Here is a 22,612-nt window from a genome sequence, read left to right as displayed (position 1 = left end):
AGTAAAATGAAAAAAGGTAGATCAGCTTTGTCTGTATCTGCCTTTTTATGCTATACTTAAGGTATGCATAGAAAAACAGTGATTGATTTTAGAGATTTGGGCGAGAGATACACCTTTACCCAGCCGATCAAAGAGTTAAAAACGAGAGATTTAGCAGAAGTTGCGGACCTGCTGGCACAGGTGGAAAGCTACCAAGAACAAGGCTATTATGTGGTAGGCTACGTCAGTTACGAGGCTGCACCTGCATTTGAGGAGAAATTAGCAGTTCATAAAGCTCCTTTACTGGGCGAGTACTTGCTTTACTTTACAGTTCATGATAGGGTAGAAACATCGCCTATTCCTCTGACTTATGATGATATTGATTTGCCTTCAAATTGGCAGGAAGTAACGTCTGAAGCAGACTATGAAAAGGCTATTGCCCAGATTCACCATCATTTGCGTCAGGGGGACACCTACCAGGTCAACTACACCGTCCAACTCAAGCAAGACTTAAGTGCCAATCCTTTTGCCATCTACAATCGTATGGTGGTAGAGCAGGAGGCGGGCTACAATGCTTATATTGAACATGACGAGATGGCAGTGATTTCCATGAGTCCAGAGCTCTTTTTTGAGCAAAATGACCGTGAGTTGACAACGCGACCAATGAAGGGAACAACCCAGCGTGGAGTGACTGACCAAGAAGATTTTGCCCAAGCTAGCTGGCTAGAACAGGATCCTAAAAATCGCTCTGAAAACATGATGATTGTGGACCTCTTGCGCAACGATATGAACCGTATTTCTGAAGTGGGCAGTGAGCATGTAGAACGTCTGTGCCAAGTGGAGCAGTATTCAACTGTTTGGCAGATGACGTCGACCATCGAGAGTCAGTTACGATTGGATGTGGACTTGGTTGCCATTTTTCGCTCTCTCTTTCCTTGTGGATCCATAACGGGAGCTCCGAAAATTGCTACCATGAAAATCATCAAGGACTTGGAGCCTCAACCTAGAGGGGTTTACTGTGGAACTATTGGTCTCTTGCTTCCAAATGGGCGACGGATTTTTAATGTCGCCATTCGGACTATCCAACTGCATCAAGGGAAAGCCATCTATGGAGTGGGTGGTGGCATTACTTGGGATAGTACTTGGGAATCTGAATACCGAGAGGTTCATCAAAAGGCGGCTGTTCTCTATCGTAAACAAGCTCGTTTCAAATTGATTACAACTGGGAGAATCAGCCAAAAACAACTGTTGTTTGAAGATCAACATCTGGAAAGACTGACAAAGGCGAGTCGTTATTTTGCCTATCCTTTTGATCCAGAAGAACTGAGACAAAAGATAGAGGAAGAGTGTCGAGCTTGTGCTTCCCACCAAGACTACCGTTTGCGAATAAGCCTCAGCAAGTCTGGAGAGATAGAACTCAGTCGCCAAATCTTAACACCTCTTAGTCCAAGCTTCTGCAAAGCTAAACTCTGCCTGCAAGAAGCAGATTTGAATCAGGCGTTTACCTACTTTAAAACAACTCATAGACCACACTTAAGTCTAGGTAAACAGGAAATCATTTACCATAATGCAGCAGGGGAGCTTTTGGAAACGTCTATCGGGAATTTGGTTCTGAAAATTGACGGGAAGCTCTACACACCGCCTATCAATCTTGGCATCTTGTCAGGAATCTATCGTCAGCATTTGCTAGGAAAAGGACAGGTAGAAGAGAAAATTCTGACTTTGGCAGACTTGAACCAAGCAGAAGCTGTCTATGGCTGTAATGCAGTCAGAGGCTTGTATGAGTTGTTATTGAAGGAGAAATAAATGAAATTGATATTTTTACATGGCTTAGGTCAGACGGCCGCAAGCTGGAAGGAAGTTCAGGATCTACTTGCCAATCATCCTTCTGAGGCCCTTGAATTGTTTCCTACGGGGGTTGGGTCTTATAAGGAAGCCAAAAAACGGATAGCTAAATACCTATCAGGGGAGAAGAAACCTTTTGTTTTAATCGGTTTATCCCTCGGTGCTACTCTTGCACTAGAGCTTTCAAGTTACGATTTGCCAAATCTTCAAGGTTTAGTCTTGTCAGGCTGTCCAGTGAAACTAGCAGGTAATATCTTGTTTAGAATCCAGTTGATGATTTTTAAACTACTTCCAAAAAGTTTTTTTGAAAAGCAGGGAGCAGACAAAGCTCTCATGGTTGGTGTTTCTGAGGAATTGAAAACACTTGATTTAACCCAAGTAGCACAGAATTGTTACTATCCAACCTTGCTAATTTGTGGTAGCCAAGACAAGCCTAATCTCAGTTCTATGAGAGGCCTTCATCAATTGATGTCAGATTCTAAGTTGCAGATTATTCCTGACGGTCCTCACACACTGAACACTGACAAACCGAAGGAGTTTGCAGAAAAGACTAGAAGTTTTCTTGAATTGCTGGAATAAGTCTGGTAAAATAAAAGCGAAAACGGTATCAAAAAAGGAGAGAATAATGAAAAAAAAGTTTTGCTAAAAGTGGCTTTTGCTGCCCTTCTAGTTTGGGGACTATTTACCGAACCAGTTACTGCAGAGGAAAATATTCATTTTTCTAGTTGTAGAGAAGCATGGGAAAATGGTTACTCTGATATTCATAGAGGAGAACCAGGTTACTCTTCTAAACTAGATCGTGATGGTGATGGGATAGCTTGTGAACGTGCAAATGCACCTCGGGGAGTCTTTAAACCACGCCAGTCGGGTTCGCAATCCAATGTCACAGCTAGCGGATGGGTCAAACAGGACGGTTATTGGTATTATTTTGCTGAAAATGGGCATGCAGTTAGGAATACTTGGCAAGGTAGCTATTACCTTAAGTCAGATGGCAAGATGGCAGCCAGCGAGTGGATTTATGATGCTAGCTATCAATCTTGGTACTATCTAAAATCCGACGGTTCTTATGCGAGAAATACTTGGCAGGGAAGCTACTACCTTAAATCAAATGGTAAGATGGCAGCAGGTGAATGGCTATATGATTCCTATTATCAATCGTGGTATTATCTAAAAGAGGACGGAGCTTACGCCCGTAACGCTTGGCAAGGAAGCTATTATCTCAAGTCGAATGGTAAGATGGCAGCAAGTGAATGGGTTTATGACACCAGTTATCAAGCATGGTACTACCTAAAATCCAATGGTGTTTATGCTAGAAACACTTGGCAAGGGAACTATTACCTCAAATCAGATGGTAAAATGGCAAAGAATGAGCGAGTTGATGGTGGCAGATACTACGTAGATGGTTCTGGCCTTTGGAAACCATAAATCAGAATAATTTCTAGGAAGTTAATGCAAACCTTTGCACAAAACAGACGATTCTGTTATACTATATCTGTAAGCATTTTCAATTAAAAAGGAGAAGACGATGAGTCAAAAGATTATTGGGATTGACCTTGGTGGAACATCTATCAAGTTTGCGATTTTAACTCAAGAAGGAGAAATCCAAGAAAAATGGTCTATCAAGACCAACATTTTGGACGAAGGAAGCCACATTGTAGATGATATGATTGAGTCTATTCAGCATCGTTTGGACTTGCTTGGATTGTCAGCTAAGGATTTCCGAGGGATTGGAATGGGATCACCTGGTGTGGTTGACCGTGAAAAAGGAACTGTTATCGGTGCATATAACCTCAACTGGAAAACCCTTCAACCGATTAAAGAAAAGATTGAAAAAGCCTTGGGGATTCCATTCTTCATTGATAATGATGCCAACGTAGCTGCTCTTGGTGAGCGCTGGATGGGGGCTGGTGACAACCAACCGGACGTTGTCTTTATGACACTTGGTACAGGTGTTGGTGGCGGTATCGTGGCAGAAGGCAAATTGCTTCACGGTGTTGCTGGTGCAGCAGGTGAGCTTGGCCACATCACTGTTGACTTTGACCAACCAATCGCATGTACCTGTGGTAAAAAAGGCTGTCTTGAGACAGTTGCTTCTGCAACAGGGATTGTCAACTTGACTCGTCGATATGCAGATGAATACGAAGGCGATGCGACCTTGAAACGCTTGATTGATGACGGAGAAGAAGTAACTGCTAAAACTGTCTTTGACCTTGCAAAAGAAGGAGACGACCTTGCCTTGATCGTTTACCGTAACTTCTCACGTTACTTGGGAATCGCTTGTGCCAATATCGGCTCAATCCTCAATCCTTCAACAATCGTTATTGGTGGTGGAGTATCAGCTGCGGGAGAATTCCTTCTCCAAGGCGTGCAAAAGGTTTATGATGAAAATACCTTCCCACAAGTACGCACATCAACTAAATTAGCTCTCGCAACTCTAGGAAATGACGCTGGAGTTATCGGAGCAGCATCACTTGTATTGCAATAAGATAATAAAAAGGGGAAAACACTACTTTAAAGCCAGTGATTTTCCTCCTTTCTTTTTTTATGCTATACTAGTTAGGACAATAAATGAGGTGAGAGTAAATGACAAAAGCAGATACGATTTTTAAAGAGAATATTGAACGAATCCTCAAAGACGGTGTCTTTTCTGAGCAGGCTCGTCCCAAGTACAAGGATGGGACTGTTGCCAACTCCAAGTACGTAACGGGTGCTTTTGCAGAGTATGACTTGGCAAAAGGGGAATTTCCCATCACAACCCTGCGACCCATTGCAATCAAATCCGCCATCAAGGAAGTACTCTGGATCTACCAAGATCAGTCTAATAGCCTAGAAGTGCTCAATGACAAGTACAATGTCCACTACTGGAATGACTGGGAAGTGGGAGAGACGGGGACTATCGGTGAGCGCTATGGGGCTGTGGTTAAAAAGCACGATATCATCAACAAGATTCTCAAGCAGTTGGAAGCCAATCCCTGGAACCGCCGCAATATCATCTCACTCTGGGATTACCAAGCATTTGAGGAGACAGACGGCCTCCTTCCATGCGCCTTTCAGACCATGTTTGATGTCCGTCGCGTTGATGGGGAAATCTATCTGGATGCGACCTTGACCCAGCGTTCGAATGATATGCTGGTTGCACACCACATCAATGCTATGCAGTATGTGGCTCTTCAGATGATGATTGCTAAGCATTTTGGATGGAAGGTTGGAAAGTTCTTTTACTTTATCAATAACCTCCATATCTATGATAATCAGTTTGAACAAGCAGAGGAATTGCTCCGTCGTGAGCCGTCAAACTGCCAACCACGCTTGGTCTTGAATGTTCCTGATGGGACTAATTTCTTTGATATCAAAGCGGAAGACTTTGAGTTGGTTGACTATGATCCAGTCAAGCCACAACTGAAGTTTGATTTGGCTATTTAAGAAAAATGTAAATATCCTTCTATGACTAACACCTCATAAGTTAGACAGAAAAATCTAACTTATGAGGTGTTTTCTTATGTTGTAATTTATGAGGATAAAGTTCAAATTTATAATCTGCAAAAGCAGGCTTTTCGTCAACTGTAGTGGTCTAGCGAAAAGCCTTTTTAAGACAGGTATAGGAGTCATTGTGCTGACTATAGTTAAACTTTTTCGGACTAAGCATATCCTTCTGTCTGTTAGGACGAGTGTAAGGAGAGATAGGAGTGATGTCTTAATTCAGTAAGAACTTAAGTTTAATGGGAGTTTTGTAACTGGAATTCGCGATAATGTAAGAAAGTTTGATGTTTTCTATCTAGCTAAAGAGGGCAGGCAATACCTGACTGTTACGTACATTACCTGCCTCCAAACTATAAGCCGGCGCTCAGCAGTACTTATCGATGAGCAGTCTAGGCAAAACTCTCCTTAGAAATTAAGATTATCCAACTCCGATAATAATAATTCCTTCTAGTAAAAAGAGTAGGAGTGGTAATATTTTTTGTTTTTTCATGTGTAATCCTCACTTTTGTTTTTTTTTATTATATGTTATTATTGGGGTGAATAAAATATATTCCCATATATGCGTGATGGAGGTTCAGAATGAAAAATTTTGGAGAAATTTTTAAAAAGTTTAGAGAATCAAGAGGATTGCGGTTAAAGGATCTCACGAAGGCTGGTATATCAACATCTCAGCTTTCACGTTTCGAAAAAGGAGAAACGGATTTAACCATTTCAAAGTTTATACATATTCTAAATGAAATTAACATGCCAATTGATGAATTTATGTATGCCGTTCATGATTTTCATCGTGATGAACTAAATGAACTATTAGCTCAGGTTAGGAAATGTGTAACGACTGGCGACATTGAAGGGATGAAGAGATTGTTGATATCTCAAATGGAAAATGAAGGAAAACGAGAGAAATTTCATCATATAAATACCATTTTAGTTAAAATTCGCCTTCAGGATTTATCGGGAGAAAAATACTATAATGAAACAGATTTGGATGATTTAACCGATTATCTATTTGGTGTTGAATATTGGGGATATTATGAATTGTTGATTTTCATGAATACTTTGGATGTTCTAAAACATGATGTTTTTATGGTTTTAGCAAGAGAAATGTCTAGACGATCAGATTTTTATAAAGAAATTCCTATTAATCGACGCCTGATTTCAACCATGTTGCTTAATGCTTATATTACCTGTATTGAAAAGAAAAAGTTTATGGATGCTTTGTATTTTGAAAAACAATTGAAACAATGCTTTTTTATCGAGACAGAAATTTATGAAAGACTCATTTTTCTCTATGCTCAAAACCTTTATCGCTATCAAAAAAACGGAAATAAGATTGCAATTATTGAAATGAAAAAATGTATTGGAGCAATAAAATTAGCAGGCAGTAACCACTTAGCAAAGATTTATGAAGGACATTTAAAAAAAGTTTTAGGGGAGGACAGTCGTCAAGCAGATATGGGAAAGAAATTGTGACTGAACTATTGAATGATATAATCATATCATCAAATAAAGGAGGACAATAAAATGGATAATCTCAAAATTATCGATTTGGAAGAATTACTAGCCAATAAATCAGCCTATGTTATTCATGATTGCGGCCCTAGTCATTCTTGTGGTGGAGGTCGGTAACGACTATCTTATTTTTATTGTGAGAGGGATTTTTATTCCCTCTCTATGTTATATAGGGGGAATAATTATGTTAAAAGCATTTATTACAGAATCTGATACTCTTTATTTTAATTCTGAAACCTTTACTTTATCAACTTCAATAGATGATTTGAATAATAATATCAAAAAAGAAAACGATTATAGTATTTTAAAAAAAGTAGTAATCAATATTTCAAATAACTGTAATCTTTCATGTACATACTGCTATGCTGATGGTGGTAATTACGGAATGATGAATCAACTGATGAATATTGATACAGCAGATAAAATTATTGATCAGCTAGTCTCTCGCAGAATTCAATGTATAAAGAGATTAATCCTTTTTGGAGGCGAGCCGTTTTTAAATATTGATTTGTTTGTTTATATTATTGAAAAGCTATCTAAAAATATTGAGATTCAAAAAATTGAAACTGTGACAAATGGTACCATCCTAAATAAGAAAGTTGAAATGATGATTAACAATTATCATCCTTTTTTAACAGTTAGCCTTGATGGCCCACAATTGATTCACGATAAGTTAAGAGGCAAGGGAAGTCATAGACGAACATTGAATTTTATTCAGTATTTAAAAGAAATAGATTACGAAAATTTTGAAGTCGCTTCTACTTACACGCGGATGCATCAAATACTTGGATTTCAAAAAGGGGATATCTATAGATATTTTACTGATATGGGTGTTAGATTTAATATCAATAATGTATTTAGCAAAAATAAAATTCTAATAGTTAAAGAAATGGAAATGACTGAAGAAAATAGAAAAACATTTATCGATCAGTCATTCGAAGATATTATCAATAATAATGTTAAAAACTACATTAGCCCGATTGTTTATGATGTGCTACTTTCAATGATTTTTAAAAGTAAGATAGAATCGTTTTGTGATGATATTGATCCAGAAACAACAATAACATTTGATGTTGATGGATCAACTAAATCTTGCTTTAGATTTTGGGGGACCCATAGCAGTGATAAAGTTACACAATTCAATAATAAGGATAACTTTTCTAAGTGTAAAGATTGTTGGTGTAGAGGAATGTGCATGGAATGTGTCGCAAATATGATTGATGGCTATTCATCAATTATTTCTGAAGAAGGAAAATTTATTGAGTGTAAAAAACAAGATTTAATGGAATACTGTATTTATAAAATTATTGAATTGAGTAAGGATAAAGAGCGTTTAACAAAATTAGTTAACAATTTTGAAAGGTTCATTAGATATGCTTAAAAAGTTCATCACAAAAAAACATTTGGTGCTCTATTTTATTTTCATTGCTATTACGTGGTTAGAGGCTATCATCACACCAACCTTGGTATCGATGATTATAGCCAGTTTTGAGAAGAAGATTCTGGATGATTTATGGATAGCCCTTACTGTAGGTATAATTGGTAATTTATTTATTCTTATTGGATTGGCTGGGAAAAGGTATTATTATGCCAAGTTAGTAGCAGATTTCACTTGGATCACGAAATATAAATTGTTTGAGCATTTTCTATATAATAAAAATAGTAAAAAAGAGGATATCCTATCCAATCTTGAAAACGATGTCAAACAATTAGAAACGTCTTATCTCGAACCAGCAGTCATTATTATTTCCTCAGTTGGTTTTACAATAGTTTCCATTGTATATGCATTGACAACAAATTTTTGGTTGGGCTGGATATTTATCTTTTTTTACTCTATGCCTGCACTCTGTAGTGGTATAGGTAGTAAAAAATTAGCCCTTATTTCTGAGGAAAAAGCGACGTCGAATCAGGAGTACTTGTCTCAGACAACGAATATCATTGGTGGAGAGAGTGTGATTAAAAATTACGGTGCTATGGATTTCTTCTATTCTCTTTTCAGAAGAGCCTTGTCGAAGAGAATTGATCAGGACATTCGTTATGAACAACAACGTACGATTAATAATATTCTCATTAATAGTATTGACGCATTTTGTTCGGTAGTTCCCATCATTATCGGTGGTATAATGACTTATTATAATTATTTGTCAGGAGCTAGTTTTGTTGCAATTTATCTAGTATCTCATAACATAGGCTATCAATTCAATGAATTGTCATATTTTATCAATACCTATAAATCAAGCAAGCAGCTTAGGAATCGTTATGATTTTCTACTTCAAGATGCGATTATACAAACAGATGACCTGTCTTCAACATCACTTTTTCCTATCTTAGTTGATTGCGTCAGTTTAAGTTTTGAAGATAATATACTTTTTGAAAATCTATCATTTGAAATTAAAAAAGGAGAAAAAATTGCTCTAATAGGTGCAAGTGGTTGTGGTAAGTCAACCTTACTTAACCTCATCTATGGGCAACTATCTCCAGATTTGGGGAAGGTGACTTATGCTGGTCAGATCTTAAATCAAGAGCAAGTTGCCAAATCAGCTTCTTATATTTTACAAGATTCCTATATTTTTGATGGTTTATCACTTGAGGAGAATATTACCCTTGGAGAGTCGATGGATAATATAAAGATGGACCTGATTCTTAATCGAGTAAATCTAGAATTTTTAAAGGGACATCTTCTTTATGGAAATCATCTTTCTGGTGGGGAAAAGCAACGTATAGAAATCGCTCGCAGTTTGTATCATGATAGTGATCTGATTTTGGCAGACGAGGTTAAAGCCAATCTTGATAAAGTGAATTCAAAACAAATTTCAAATATCTTATTAACCCTTCCACAAACCTTGGTTGAGGTAATCCACCATTATGATGAGGAGACACTTGCACAATACGACAAAGTAATTAATTTGTCTCAGTGACAATCAATAAAAAGAGGAAAGTATGTCTCGTTCATTTGTAAAATTATTAGTACGCGAATTGTTTGCATTTGGATGACAGTTAACGTCATTGTGTATATATACGTTATTACAAAATCTGATATTGTAAATTTAATAGATTCAATATTGCCTTTTTATGAATAATATAAGTAAAGAATAGTAGCAAACATATTTAATTTACACCTCAATCATGAAATTTTCTGTCTAACTTTCGTAATATAGATTCATACTTTATTTATCAATTCGATTTCTACTTTTTAATTATAAAGTATGGGTTAAAAGTCGTCGAAATCAAAAAACACATAGTATCAGCTTTTTGAATACCTGATACTATGTGTTTTATTGTGGAAATATTTATTGGGTATTCTCCTCAAATTAAGTTTATCCCCAACTTCTTTTGTTGCTTAATGTGATACGCGACGGCGAGCCGCTTTTTTACGATTTTCTTCGATGAAAGCTGCTTTTTGCTCTTCTGGCTCAATCACTTTCTTTTTAATTGCGTATACTGCACCTGCAACGGCAGCGACAGTTCCTGCGACACCTGTTACAAGACCTTTAGCGAATCCTTTAGCCATGAGTCTTCCTCCTTTATCTTCCCGATCAGCCAGGCTCCTCAAGAGGTAGCATTTTTCTGACCGACCTTTTTGTGATATAATAATAGTAACGAAAAAATGGGAATTTTTCAAGGAAAAAAGATGAAAACAAAAATAATTGTGATTGTTGGACCGACTGCTGTTGGGAAAACAGCCCTTGCTATTGAAGTGGCCAAGCGCTTTGGTGGAGAGGTGATCAGTGGTGACAGTCAGCAAGTATACAGAGGATTGGATATTGGGACGGCCAAGGCTAGCCCAGAGGAGCAAGTAGCTGTTCCTCATCATTTGATTGATGTCAGAGAGGTGACCGAGTCTTACTCGGCTTTTGATTTTGTTTCAGAAGCTAAGAAGGCTATTGAGGATATTCAAAGCCGTGGCAAGCTAGCCATTATCGCTGGTGGAACTGGACTTTATATCCAGAGCTTGCTGGAAGGCTATCATCTAGGTGGGGAAACACCTCATGAGGAGATTGTAGCTTATCGGGCTAGTTTGGAGCCTTATTCAGATGAGGAATTAGCCCATCTTGTTAAGCAAGCAGGTCTTGAAATTCCCCAGTTTAACCGTCGTCGTGCCATGCGCGCCTTGGAGATTGCCCATTTTGGTCAGGATTTGGAAAATCAAGAGACTTTGTATGAACCTCTGATTATCTGCTTAGATGATGAGCGTAGTCAGCTTTATGAACGTATCAACAACCGAGTGGATCTGATGTTTGAGGCTGGGCTTTTGGATGAGGCCAAGTGGCTTTTTGACCATTACCCTGATGCGCAGGCAGCCAAAGGAATTGGCTACAAGGAACTATTTCCATATTTCCGTGGGGAGCAGACTTTAGAGGAAGCTAGTGAGAGTCTCAAACAGGTTACCCGTCGTTTTGCCAAGCGTCAGTTGACCTGGTTCCGTAATCGCATGCAGATGACCTTTTATCAGATAGGAGAGTCTGGCGTGAAGGAGCGTATTCTAAGCCAGATTGAGGAGTTTTTAAATGATTGAAACGGAGAAAAAAGAAGAACGGGTCCTGCTAATTGGTGTTGAACTGCAGGGCATGGATAATTTTGACCTGTCCATGGAAGAGTTGGCCAGTCTGGCTAAGACAGCTGGGGCAGTCGTAGTCGATAGCTACAGACAAAAACGTGAAAAATATGATTCCAAGACCTTTGTTGGCTCTGGTAAGTTGGAAGAGATTGCACTGATGGTAGATGCGGAAGAAATTAGCACTGTCATCGTCAATAATCGTCTGACACCACGGCAAAATGTCAATCTAGAGGAAGTTCTGGGTGTCAAGGTGATTGACCGTATGCAGTTGATTCTGGATATCTTTGCTATGCGAGCTCGAAGCCATGAAGGAAAACTTCAAGTGCATTTGGCCCAGCTTAAGTACCTCTTACCTCGCTTGGTTGGTCAGGGAATTATGCTCAGCCGTCAGGCAGGGGGAATTGGTTCCCGTGGTCCAGGTGAGAGTCAGTTGGAACTGAACCGACGTAGTGTTCGCAATCAAATCACAGATATTGAGCGTCAGCTTAAGGTAGTTGAGAAGAATCGAGCGACAGTCAGAGAAAAACGCTTGGAGTCAAGTACCTTTAAGATTGGTTTGATTGGTTATACCAATGCTGGGAAGTCAACCATCATGAACACCTTGACCAGTAAGACCCAGTATGAAGCGGACGAACTCTTTGCGACTCTGGACGCGACGACTAAGAGTATCCATCTGGGAGGCAATCTTCAGGTTACCTTGACTGATACTGTTGGCTTTATCCAAGATTTGCCAACAGAATTGGTGTCCAGTTTTAAGTCAACCTTGGAAGAAAGTAAGCATGTAGACCTTCTGGTTCATGTCATTGATGCCAGCAATCCTTATCACGAGGAGCATGAAAAAACGGTTCTGTCTATCATGAAAGACTTGGATATGGAGGATATTCCTCGTCTGACCCTTTATAATAAAGCGGATTTGGTGGAGGATTTCACGCCTACTCAGACGCCCTATACCCTCATTTCTGCCAAGTCTGAGGATAGTCGTGAGCAGTTGCAGGCTTTATTTTTAGAGAAAATCAAGGATATTTTTGAATCCTTTACTCTACGGGTGCCTTTTTCTAAGTCCTACAAGATTCATGATTTGGAAAGTGTAGCGATTCTTGAAGATCGTGACTACCAAGATGATGGAGAAGCGATTACAGGCTATATTTCGGAGAAAAACAAATGGAGGTTAGAGGAATTTTATGACTGATATTAAAACCTTGGCTCTAAAATATGGGGGCTATACAAGTCTGGATAAGGTCTATCTGGATCAACTTCTAGCTGGCAAAACAGAACAAGAGCAGTTGGCTCTCATCACCCCTCCGCCCAGTGTAGTGAATGCTTACTTTGCAGAACTCTACCAGAAAAAGAGTCCTCAAGCTGCGACGGATTATTTTGTAGAACTAAGCCAGGAATTGAATCTCTACAATGCTGAGCCAAGTTTCACCTTTGAAAATAAGCCTTTCATTCGTCTTAATTTATCTGGCAAATCTTTTGGATTTTGCTACGAGAGTGAAGGACTGGGAAGGATTTTCTCTGAAAATGAAGAGGAAATCTCGAATGACTTGCTTTTTGAGATTGCGCAAATTTTCCCTCATCAGTTGGTCTTTGAAGAGTCTGGAAAGATTTACATGAAGGATGCCGGAGACGAAGAAGTTGTTAGTGTGGAGAGTCTCACAGCTTTGACAGATTTGGAAAGCTTGGCTGATGGTCGCAAACGTCTCAAAGGTTATAGCCAAGAGGATTTATTACAAGAAGCTGTTGCTTTTTCTGGCAAGCGCTATTTCCGATCGGAAAACCGCACAGCCATGTTATATATTGATTAATTAGAAAGTATCAAATGGATATTCAATTTTTAGGAACGGGAGCTGGTCAGCCCTCTAAAGCCCGCAACGTCTCAAGTCTCGCCCTGAAACTCTTGGATGAGATTAACGAAGTTTGGCTCTTTGACTGTGGTGAAGGAACGCAAAATCGCATTCTGGAAACCCCGATTCGACCACGGAAGGTCAGCAAAATCTTTATCACTCATCTGCATGGAGACCATATCTTTGGCTTGCCAGGATTTCTTTCTAGCCGTGCCTTTCAGGCCAATGAGGAGCAGACAGATTTGGACATCTACGGACCTCAAGGGATCAAGTCCTTTGTCTTAACCAGTCTACGTGTGTCGGGTTCTCGTCTGCCTTACCGCATTCATTTTCATGAGTTTGACCAAGATTCTCTAGGGAAAATCCTTGAGACCGATAAATTCACGGTGTATGCAGAGGAGCTGGACCACACTATTTTCTGTGTTGGCTATCGTGTCATGCAAAAGGACTTAGAAGGAACTTTGGATGCTGAAAAACTTAAGGCAGCTGGTGTCCCATTTGGCCCGCTTTTTGGAAAAATCAAAAACGGTCAGGATGTTGTTCTCGAAGATGGAACTGAAATCAGGGCAGTTGACTATATCTCAGCTCCCCGTCCAGGTAAGATTATCACTATTCTTGGTGACACCCGAAAAACCAATGCCAGTGTGCGTCTAGCTGTCAATGCCGATGTCCTTGTCCATGAGTCGACTTATGGCAAGGGTGATGAGAAGATTGCCCGCAATCATGGTCACTCAACCAATATGCAGGCAGCACAAGTAGCAGTAGAAGCCGGTGCTAAGCGCCTCTTGCTCAATCATATCAGCGCCCGCTTCCTCTCAAAAGATATCAGCCGGCTCAAGAAAGATGCGGCCACTGTTTTTGAAAATGTCCATGTGGTCAAAGACTTGGAAGAAGTGGAAATTTAGAAGATTGAGAAAGGATAAGTATGCGTACTATTCTCATTACCGGAGCTAGCGGTGGCTTAGCCCAAGAAATGGTCAAACTCTTGCCAAATGACCAACTCATCTTACTAGGTAGAAACAAGGAAAAACTAGCCCAACTCTACGGAAATCATTCTAATGTGGAATTGATTGAAATCGATATTACTGATGACTCAGCCCTAGAAGCTCTGGTAGCTGACCTCTATCTCCGTTATGGCAAGATTGATGTCTTGATTAACAATGCTGGTTACGGGATTTTTGAAGAGTTTGACAAGATCTCTGATCAAGACATTCACCAGATGTTTGAGGTTAATACCTTTGCCCTGATGAATCTGTCTCGTCGTCTTGCAGCTCGTATGAAAGAAAGCCGAAAAGGCCATATCATCAATATCGTCAGTATGGCAGGTTTGATAGCGACTAGCAAGTCCAGTCTTTACTCGGCGACCAAGTTTGCGGCTATTGGATTTTCAAATGCTCTGCGCCTCGAACTCATGCCCTATGGTGTCTATGTAACTACGGTTAATCCAGGACCGATTCGTACTGCCTTTTTTGACCAGGCAGACCCAGATGGTAGCTACCTCAAGTCGGTTGACCGATTTCTCTTAGAACCAGATGCGGTTGCTAAAAAAATCGTCAAGACCATAGGAAAAAACAAACGAGAACTCAATCTTCCTCTTTCGCTCAATTTAGCCCACAAATTTTATAGCCTCTTTCCCAAGTTAGCTGATAAGTTGGCTGGAGAAACCTTTAATTATAAGTGAGAAAGCTGTTCCCTTGAGGAATGGCTTTTTGCTTTAATAAGGAGAAGTTGTTGATCAAAAATAATCCCTGAAAATACTGGTAGTTTATCTCTATTTGACAGTTTTGGAGTATAATTGAGATAAGAAAGTTCATTAGATAAATGAAGTCCCAAACCAGCTAGCTTACCCTAGATAATGCCCTATGTATAGCCGGAGGTTGACAATGGAATTATTGACAATTGACCAAATTATTTCCATTATTGAGGAAGCAATACAAGGGCTTGACCCTGAGATAAGAGAAGGAATTGTCCTGAGCCATACTGAAGTGCCTGTGTCTGAACTGGATCGTTTGAAAAAACAACTGCAAATACAAGATTTGGATCCGATTTTTAGGAAGTATATTCTGGCCTATAACTGGGGGCAGGTCGGTTTTTTAAGTTACCAGTTTGGATATGGGGACGACACTAGTCTTACTTGGCTGATCAATCGCAATTTGGAATACCACGATTACTCGACTCTACAAGAAAGAGGTCTGATCATCATTGCAAATGGAGATCCCTACACTATTTTGCTGGATTGTCAATCTGGGGCGGTCTATGCTCTTGATGCAGAGCTGACCTATGATGAAAAAATATGGCTGGCACCAGATTTTCTAGTATTTGTGAGAGCCATGGGAACGGCCCAATTTGCAGTTTGGAAGGGTTGTGAAAGTAACTTCATCCACTTGATGACTAGAATAGGGAATGCGTCCAGCCTGATATTCTGGCAGAGTCTGGTCGGAGTTTATGATTGAAAATAGAAGGAGCAGGTCATGGAATTTATTGTAGCTGAGGAAGGGATTCCTCAAGATATCGGATGTCAGGGAGCCTTGATTACCTATTATGGCAGTGAGATAGAATTTCATTATGAAACCGTACCACCACACGGTGATGAGATTTTTTCTGCCAAGTTGCCTTTGTTAGAACTTGATCTGCCCTTTTGGATCTATGGGAGAAATCTCATATTTTTAGATGCTTACTACCTCTTAGCAGAAACAGTTAAGAAAGGGACTTGGAATCCCATAACGAGTATCCTCATCAATATTCATATGGGGGAATACGCCAGCCTAGACCACTGGTACAATCATATATCTATTGAGCAAAACGGTCTTGAGTTGAAAAATGATTATGATGGAAAAGTCAGGACTTTAAAAAATATTGACAATCTTCATTGGCTTGCCCTAGATGCTGAATCAGAAGAAAGGAACTAAAGATGGCAAAGAAAAGAGTTACATTACCAAAAGAGTTTAAGGATTTAATGGATGAAGGAAATATTGAAGCCCTTAAAGCAGTCTATGATCGTTGTGAATTAACCGCCCATGATGGAAGATTTAGCTTATGTACACCTCTGCATATGGGAGGAGTCCCGGATGAATTGGTTATCTGGCTTGTCGAAAAGGGCTTGGATATCAATATTCCTGATTATTATGGAGGGACTCCTTTATACCGTCAAGCAATCTTGGGTAGAGATACAGTAAAACTCTTGTGTGAATTGGGGGCAGACATTGAAAAGCCCAATAGATATGGCGAGACCCCTCTACATATGGCAGCTGAGTTTTTTCATCCTAAAACAGTCAAATTTTTGATTAACAAGGGAGCAAATGTCAATGTAGAGAATGATATGGGAAGAACTCCTCTAGCTTCAGTCTTGATGGTCTGCCGGGGAATCTATATTGCCCAAACAGCTGAAATTGCCACCATGTTGGTAGAGGCGGGCGCTAAAAAAACTTCTGCTATGAAAGAAAAGGTTGAAAATATTGGTAAGGATTTTGAATTTCACAGAGAAGGTATCCATCCTGACTACATAGAGGCTGCAGATAAAGGCTTAACGAAGCTCTATGAGATATTTGATGTTAAGCCTGTAGAAAAACGCCTAACTCATGATGGAGTTTCACCGATTAAGCTAGTAGAAGGATCCTGGGAGGAACAATATGAGGAACTTTGGTCCTTCTTAATCCCTTCGAGTGGGCCAGCCAAAACTGTTCAGGGAGAAGCTATCCGTATACCAGGCAGAGTTCGAGATGAACTGGATCGCAATGGTGGGGCCAACTGGGACAGAGACTACCACAAGATGCTACAGGCTATGCCTCACTATCTTTCTCTAGGAACTCCACTTTCAGACACTGACTTAGAAGAAGCCAAGCAACTCATCAGTCAAATTTACGGCAAAGATTTTAACGATGGTCCCCGTTTGGATCGCCTCTGCCAATTGGCTCTTGCTTGGATTAAGCAAAATCCTAAACCAATTGACTTAGAAGAACCAAGTTATAAGCGGTAAAAAGAATAAGAGTTTGACAATGATTACATTAAAAAATATTGGAGAATTTAAATCGGTTCCACAACTTGTTAAGGACATCATAGAGGGAGACACCTGGGCCTTAGACCAATATCTTGCAAGTGGTTGGGATATTGACCAAGAAATAGAAATCAGCAAGTATACCTCTCTAAGCCCAATTGATTTATCCTTGATTACAGGAAATTTTGACTCCCTAAAATGGCTAGTGGAAAAGGGGGCTCATTTAAATGTAAAAAATAACCCTTCATTTTTGTTGGCTGTCAGGTATTGTGATGGTACGTTCATCAAGTATCTTATGGAACATGGAGCAAAGATTAATAGTGTAAATGCTGTAAAGTCGGAAGCCTTTCAAGAAGCCTTATTTGGCAATAAATTTGATAATCTAGCTATTATCCATGCATTAGGACATAGTGTCGAAAAATATGGCGGAAAAGCATTTAGGAGAGCTGTTGCAGATAGAAATTATCAGGTGCTAGATTTTTTTATTAAAAATGGAGTTGATATAAACTATAATGCCTCCGACTCGGTTTATCCCTTTAAGCCAACGCCTCTCAGTGTAGCTGCAAGATATGTTGACCTAGATATGTGTAAATACCTTGTAGAGCACGGGGCGGACGTGACTCTCACTGAAAAAGATGGTATGAGACCTTATAGTATCGCTATCGAAAAGGGGGATCAAGAGATGGCAGAATACTTTAAAAAACTAGAGCCAGTAGAATTTCATAATTTATGCAATAAATTGGATGAACTAAAACCATTTAAACTGCCTCGGGAACTTACCGATTTTCTCATGAGTCAAGACTTATATTTTGAACTTACTAACTGTGATTTTAAGTGGATAGAGTTTTTCCCTCTCATGCAAACAATTCCCTTAAAAAAAGGTCGTAAAAAATTTCTCCGTATTTCACGGTCAACCGGAGATTATACTCATATCTATCTCATTTGGCATCCAAAGACAAGTAAAGTAGCTTTTTACGATGAGGAACACGAAACTATAAGTGATATTTGTAGCTTTAAAGAATTTATCTGCAATATGTCTAGACACTTACAAGAAATTCTTGAAGGTTAAGAGAAATCAAAAAGGGGGGCTCTTATGCAACTAATTGACCAAGTTAAAAAAATAGAAACTTATATTTGTGAGTGTTTTGAAGACTGGGATTTGGATGATCCTGTAGAGGAAGGATATCTGGAAGATTATCAGGACATTTCTGGTGCTTCCGAGGAAGAGCTTCAAACCTTTGAGGAAATATTTGGCATTCGTCTACCTAGTGACTTCAAAGAGCTTTATAGCTATAAAGATGGGAGTAAATACCTCTCTATTTTACCTTGTGTAATTGACCAGAGAGATTTGACTTTTTCTCTCATGAGTCTACAGGAAATTGAGACTTGTAAAAAGTACTTTCAAAATAGGGATGCTTTGTTAACAGAATTTCCCGACTATTTTTCTAGTCAAGACCTAGAAAACATGCGTGATAGTAGAATAAAGCCCTATCTTTTTAATAAAAAATGGCTTCCTTTTGCCCAGTATTGTGACTCTTGTTATCTTATGCTGGATTTTGATCCAGACCAGGAGGGTCAGGAAGGGCAGATTATTTGTTACATCCATGATCCTGACCAGGTGATCTATGCGGCTGAAAGCCTTACAAATCTGATTGAAGGGATAATGGATGAGATCATATGAACGGACAAATGTATCAGATTGCCTGTATCGTGGCAGCAGCTAGGAAGGCTTTAAAAAGTGGTAAAGAAATATGCTATAAGCCTGAAAAATATACAAATAAGTTGAGCTTTCAAATTTTGCCGTCAGAAAAGGGGGAAGTTATAGAACTATCTGTATCTGATTGGTTTGAAAATCTTAAGGAAAAAGGTTTGAAGGACTTAAAATTATTTTGCCCTATCTCAGTAAATGACAGAGGTATTTTAGGTTTCTCCAATACGACACAGAGTTCAATTCTCTGTTTTTATAAAGATGGGAAGGCAAGTTATTTCCTACCAAATTGGAAATCTGCTTCCCTAGGCAGGGGCTGGGATGTTACCTACACCGAGTATGAATGGGAAAGGTCTTCTCAAGACATTCCCCACTATGAAAATAATATCGAAGAATTTAAGGACATATTGGCTCGTATAGAAGATTTAGCAATTAAAATTGAATGTGACAACTTTGCCAAAGTCTTTCACTCTGCTAGAAACCATCTACTTGACCTTGATGCTGCTAAGGTACTAGAGGAACCTCAAATTCCGCCACAAAATCAAAATATATTTAGAGCTGCAAGTGCAGCGGATGTTTTTGGAGGAATGGGTTCATGGAATGACGAACCAGGATGGTTGGCGCAAGATAAGGGACTTGGTCAACAATACGATGAACTTTCAGATCAATTGCTAAGAAATATTAGATTAGCTATTCTATATGCCATCAACGAGTGGTGATGGATTAGGAGAGAGAAAATGGGGAAGTTAAAGTTAAGTCCATTGAATAAATGGGAACTAGACAAGGACTACAATAGTGTTTTCAATTCTGTCATGTTACATGATGGTAGAGCCTTTGTCTTGACCAGTGAGAAGGAAGCTTGCAATCGCTACTGTCTGCTAGAAGTATCTCCTTTGGGTGTGAAGGAGATAGATGCTTGGTATTGTGACCATGTTTGGGAGGAAGAGCCTCTACTCTTTACAGATGGACAAAATATTGGCATCATCAAGGCTGGCAAGGAAATAGTCTATTATACTGGTGATTTTTCTCATCCAGAAATCATTGCCATAAAGGATCCGCAAAGTATACTTCCTAAAAAGGCACAAGAGAGATATTTTCAAATCGTATCAGATAGCGACCAGATACCCGTGTGTTTTGAAAATCAAGTTTATACAAATCAGGCAAGAAACTTTGCCCTTTTAGAATTTGATCGAGAGAAAAAGCAGGCGAAGTGGACCACTTATTCGCATATTGATAAAAAAGAGTTAAATCACCACGACACGAACTCAAGTTTTTGTCCTAAAATCGATAGTATGAAATCTTGGAAGCAAGAGCTCTATGCCTTTAGCTCTGGAGAAAGTCAAACCTCTGTCAATAAATGGGGCATGGACTATTATGCTCTTGTTAAAATCTCTAGTGATGGTCGTATTATCGAAAAGTTATTAGAATCTGAACATTTAAAGGCTTTAGGCAAAAAAGCTGGTGTCAATGGAATTTTTACGGATTCGCCTTATCTTATCCTGAGCCCCTTATTTAAGAATGATGATTGGAAGGGCAAGCAAAAGCTATTTTCTCTGGCAACAAGAGAATTATGCGATATAGCCTTGCCTAGAGGAATGAGTAAACACAAGCTTCAAAATATGACAGACAACTTTTGTTTAACTTTCCTGTACGACAGAGGTTTAAAAGAACTTGCCCTTTGTCGAATTGACTAGGCTGTGAGGCTGAGTTTGGGAGCTTCTTATAGATAGGTGCTGAAATTTCTTGGTTAGTCTGCAGTATTTATTTTGAGGTGTTTTCTTGTCAAATTTGACCAAGTATTGCGAATCGAATCTTAAAATAGTATACTAGAAATAGCGATTATGAAAACGTTTGCGTTTTTGTTGATGATAGATTATTTAGGAGACAAGACATGGAATTGACAGCCATTTATCATAGACCAGAATCAGAGTATGCTTATCTGTATAAAGAAGGTCAGCTACATATCCGAATCAGAACCAAGAAAAATGATGTACAGCAGGTCATTTTGCACTATGGAGATCCCTTTATTTTCATTGAGGATAAGTATGAAGCCAAGAAAGAAATGACTAAAGCAACCTCGGATGCTTTATTTGATTATTGGCAGGTTACAGTATCGGTTGATTTTGCACGGATTCAGTATCTCTTTGAGCTCCTTGATGAGGAAGGTCAGGGTGTTTTATACGGTGATAAGGGTTGTGTGGAACATACTCAAGAAAACTTGGATGCTGAAGGCAATGGCTTTAAGCTTCCTTATATTCACGAAATTGACGGTTGTCAAGTTCCTAGCTGGGTTTCAAATACCGTTTGGTATCAGATTTTCCCAGAACGATTTGCTAATGGAAATCCTAATCTAACTCCAAATGCAGCTCGAGAGTGGGATGCTGCCATTACACCTAATAGGAATGACTTTTTTGGTGGAGATTTACAAGGGATTATCGACCATCTAGACTATCTAAAAGATTTGGGAATCACTGGACTTTATCTATGTCCGATTTTTGAAGCTACAACCAATCATAAGTACGATACGACGGATTATTTTGAAATCGACCGTCACTTTGGAGACAAGGAAGTCTTTGCTACTCTAGTCGAGGAAGCTCACAAACGTGGTATCAAGATCATGCTAGATGCGGTATTTAATCATATTGGCGACCAGTCTGCCCAATGGCAGGATGTTCTAAAAAATGGAGAAAAGTCACCTTATAAAGATTGGTTCCATATTCAAGAATTCCCAATTACAGAGGATAAACTGAAAAACGCGAGAGAACTACCTTATCATACCTTTGCCTTTGCTAGCTATATGCCTAAGTTAAATACAGCAAATCCTGAAGTCAAAGACTATCTTTTAAGTGTTGCGACCTACTGGATTGAGAATTTTGATATCGATGCTTGGCGTTTGGACGTTGCCAATGAAATTGACCATCAGTTCTGGAAAGATTTTAGAAAGGCAGTTCTCGCTAAAAAGCCTGATTTGTATATTTTAGGTGAAATCTGGCATACGTCTCAACCTTGGCTAAAAGGGGATGAGTTCCATGCTGTCATGAACTACCCGCTCTCTGAAAGTATCAAGGATTATTTCTTGCGTCAGCATAAAAAGACAGAGCAGTTTATTTCAGAAATCAATAGCCAGTCAATGTACTACAAGCAACAAATCTCAGAGGTTATGTTAAATCTCCTGGATTCTCACGATACAGAGCGTATTCTTACAACTGCCAAAGGAAATCTCCAACATGTCAAGGCTGCTTTAACCTTCCTCTACCTTCAAAAAGGGACTCCTTGTATCTATTACGGAACAGAGCTTGCATTAATAGGTGGACCAGATCCCGACTGCCGTCGTGTCATGCCTTGGGACCGTGTGTCTGAGGACAATGATATGCTGAATTTCATGAAGAAATTAATTAAGGTCCGTAAGGAAGTGGCAAGTATGATTCAGCATGGTTCATATTGCTTGCAAGAAGTGAAACCAGATGTTCTTGCCTTGAGCTGGAACTACCAAGGAAAAGAAGTTCAGGCTATCTTTAATCAGTCTAAGGAGAATGTTATCTTAGACAGAGATTCAGTTGATTTAGCGAGTCATTGCCAGTTTGAAGATGGTCAGCAAGTCATCTTGCCAGATGGATTTGTAGTTCAATTAGATTCGATTTAAATCGATTTTTAACTCTAGTACAGGTTTGTTTTAAACGAGAAAGGAAAGACCG

The 22,612-nt window shown here is 39.2% G+C and carries 23 protein-coding genes; 22 read left to right on the top strand and 1 reads right to left on the bottom strand.

The annotated features are described in order from the left end of the window. Positions 1-63 precede the first annotated feature (63 nt). From pabB to gggC, 9 genes are all read left to right on the top strand, one after another. Complete coding sequence (gene pabB, locus ATE34_RS06070; protein WP_084911332.1) at positions 64-1,785, top strand: aminodeoxychorismate synthase component I; 1,722 nt, start codon at positions 64-66, stop codon at positions 1,783-1,785. Then, entirely contained in the window at positions 1,786-2,403 is a 618-nt protein-coding gene (locus ATE34_RS06065; RefSeq protein ID WP_084911331.1) for an alpha/beta fold hydrolase, read from the top strand. A gap of 60 nt (positions 2,404-2,463) precedes the next feature. After that, positions 2,464-3,249, top strand: coding sequence for an excalibur calcium-binding domain-containing protein (locus tag ATE34_RS06060; RefSeq protein WP_009755276.1), 786 nt, complete (start codon positions 2,464-2,466; stop codon positions 3,247-3,249). Between the two features lie 100 nt (positions 3,250-3,349). Continuing rightward, complete coding sequence (locus ATE34_RS06055; RefSeq protein ID WP_084859402.1) at positions 3,350-4,309, top strand: ROK family glucokinase; 960 nt, start codon at positions 3,350-3,352, stop codon at positions 4,307-4,309. Positions 4,310-4,407: 98 nt separating this feature from the next. Beyond that, positions 4,408-5,247: a thymidylate synthase gene (locus tag ATE34_RS06050; RefSeq protein ID WP_084911330.1), complete on the top strand. Its 840-nt coding sequence runs from the start codon at positions 4,408-4,410 to the stop codon at positions 5,245-5,247. A 636-nt stretch (positions 5,248-5,883) separates the two neighbouring features. Continuing rightward, positions 5,884-6,774 carry a helix-turn-helix domain-containing protein gene (locus ATE34_RS06045; RefSeq protein WP_084911329.1) on the top strand — a complete coding sequence of 297 codons (891 nt, stop codon included), beginning with the start codon at positions 5,884-5,886 and terminating at the stop codon, positions 6,772-6,774. A 51-nt stretch (positions 6,775-6,825) separates the two neighbouring features. Continuing rightward, positions 6,826-6,930: a streptosactin gene (gene gggA, locus ATE34_RS11365; protein ID WP_000369345.1), complete on the top strand. Its 105-nt coding sequence runs from the start codon at positions 6,826-6,828 to the stop codon at positions 6,928-6,930. A 67-nt stretch (positions 6,931-6,997) separates the two neighbouring features. Further along, positions 6,998-8,194 carry a streptosactin maturase GggB gene (gene gggB / locus ATE34_RS06040; RefSeq protein WP_081102494.1) on the top strand — a complete coding sequence of 399 codons (1,197 nt, stop codon included), beginning with the start codon at positions 6,998-7,000 and terminating at the stop codon, positions 8,192-8,194. Then, complete coding sequence (gene gggC, locus ATE34_RS06035; protein WP_061428084.1) at positions 8,187-9,731, top strand: streptosactin export ABC transporter GggC; 1,545 nt, start codon at positions 8,187-8,189, stop codon at positions 9,729-9,731. Before gggB ends, gggC begins: the two co-directional genes overlap by 8 nt. Before the next feature lie 422 nt (positions 9,732-10,153). Here gggC and ATE34_RS06030 read toward each other — a convergent pair whose 3' ends face one another. Then, entirely contained in the window at positions 10,154-10,324 is a 171-nt protein-coding gene (locus ATE34_RS06030) for a DUF3042 family protein (protein WP_001051782.1), read from the bottom strand. Positions 10,325-10,444: 120 nt separating this feature from the next. On the opposite strand from ATE34_RS06030, the gene miaA reads away from it, so the two are divergent. The 13 genes from miaA to ATE34_RS05965 all read left to right on the top strand — a co-directional run bounded on the left by miaA (position 10,445) and on the right by ATE34_RS05965 (position 22,560). Continuing rightward, positions 10,445-11,329: a tRNA (adenosine(37)-N6)-dimethylallyltransferase MiaA gene (miaA, locus tag ATE34_RS06025; RefSeq protein ID WP_084911328.1), complete on the top strand. Its 885-nt coding sequence runs from the start codon at positions 10,445-10,447 to the stop codon at positions 11,327-11,329. Continuing rightward, positions 11,322-12,560, top strand: a complete 1,239-nt coding sequence (gene hflX / locus ATE34_RS06020; RefSeq protein ID WP_084911327.1) for a GTPase HflX — start codon at positions 11,322-11,324, stop codon at positions 12,558-12,560. The genes miaA and hflX overlap by 8 nt, the downstream gene beginning before the upstream one ends. Continuing rightward, entirely contained in the window at positions 12,553-13,176 is a 624-nt protein-coding gene (locus ATE34_RS06015) for a cystathionine beta-lyase (RefSeq protein ID WP_084911326.1), read from the top strand. Before hflX ends, ATE34_RS06015 begins: the two co-directional genes overlap by 8 nt. 14 nt (positions 13,177-13,190) lie before the next feature. Beyond that, on the top strand, positions 13,191-14,120 hold the full coding sequence (gene rnz / locus ATE34_RS06010) for a ribonuclease Z (RefSeq protein WP_084911325.1): 930 nt from the start codon (positions 13,191-13,193) through the stop codon (positions 14,118-14,120). Between the two features lie 20 nt (positions 14,121-14,140). Beyond that, positions 14,141-14,896 carry an SDR family NAD(P)-dependent oxidoreductase gene (locus tag ATE34_RS06005; protein ID WP_084911324.1) on the top strand — a complete coding sequence of 252 codons (756 nt, stop codon included), beginning with the start codon at positions 14,141-14,143 and terminating at the stop codon, positions 14,894-14,896. A gap of 202 nt (positions 14,897-15,098) precedes the next feature. Then, positions 15,099-15,668 (top strand): hypothetical protein, encoded by a 570-nt coding sequence (locus ATE34_RS06000; protein WP_000422115.1) that lies wholly within the window; start codon positions 15,099-15,101, stop codon positions 15,666-15,668. A gap of 18 nt (positions 15,669-15,686) precedes the next feature. After that, positions 15,687-16,124 (top strand): hypothetical protein, encoded by a 438-nt coding sequence (locus ATE34_RS05995; protein WP_000394423.1) that lies wholly within the window; start codon positions 15,687-15,689, stop codon positions 16,122-16,124. A 2-nt stretch (positions 16,125-16,126) separates the two neighbouring features. Further along, a complete protein-coding gene (locus tag ATE34_RS05990; RefSeq protein ID WP_084911323.1) occupies positions 16,127-17,191 on the top strand; it encodes an ankyrin repeat domain-containing protein in 1,065 nt (354 codons plus the stop codon). A gap of 19 nt (positions 17,192-17,210) precedes the next feature. Further along, entirely contained in the window at positions 17,211-18,278 is a 1,068-nt protein-coding gene (locus tag ATE34_RS05985; protein WP_000631363.1) for an ankyrin repeat domain-containing protein, read from the top strand. Between the two features lie 24 nt (positions 18,279-18,302). Continuing rightward, positions 18,303-18,890: an SMI1/KNR4 family protein gene (locus ATE34_RS05980; RefSeq protein WP_084911322.1), complete on the top strand. Its 588-nt coding sequence runs from the start codon at positions 18,303-18,305 to the stop codon at positions 18,888-18,890. After that, positions 18,887-19,636, top strand: a complete 750-nt coding sequence (locus tag ATE34_RS05975; protein WP_084911321.1) for a hypothetical protein — start codon at positions 18,887-18,889, stop codon at positions 19,634-19,636. The genes ATE34_RS05980 and ATE34_RS05975 overlap by 4 nt, the downstream gene beginning before the upstream one ends. Before the next feature lie 18 nt (positions 19,637-19,654). Beyond that, entirely contained in the window at positions 19,655-20,611 is a 957-nt protein-coding gene (locus ATE34_RS05970; protein WP_084911320.1) for a hypothetical protein, read from the top strand. Between the two features lie 197 nt (positions 20,612-20,808). Continuing rightward, positions 20,809-22,560 carry a glycoside hydrolase family 13 protein gene (locus ATE34_RS05965; RefSeq protein WP_084911319.1) on the top strand — a complete coding sequence of 584 codons (1,752 nt, stop codon included), beginning with the start codon at positions 20,809-20,811 and terminating at the stop codon, positions 22,558-22,560. Positions 22,561-22,612 lie beyond the last annotated feature (52 nt).

The organism is Streptococcus oralis subsp. tigurinus, from assembly GCF_002093545.1.
GTDB classification, from domain to species: Bacteria; Bacillota; Bacilli; order Lactobacillales; family Streptococcaceae; genus Streptococcus; species Streptococcus oralis_C.
The sequence above is the reverse complement of the archived record's forward strand: the minus strand, read 5'-3'. Positions and strand labels throughout refer to the sequence as shown.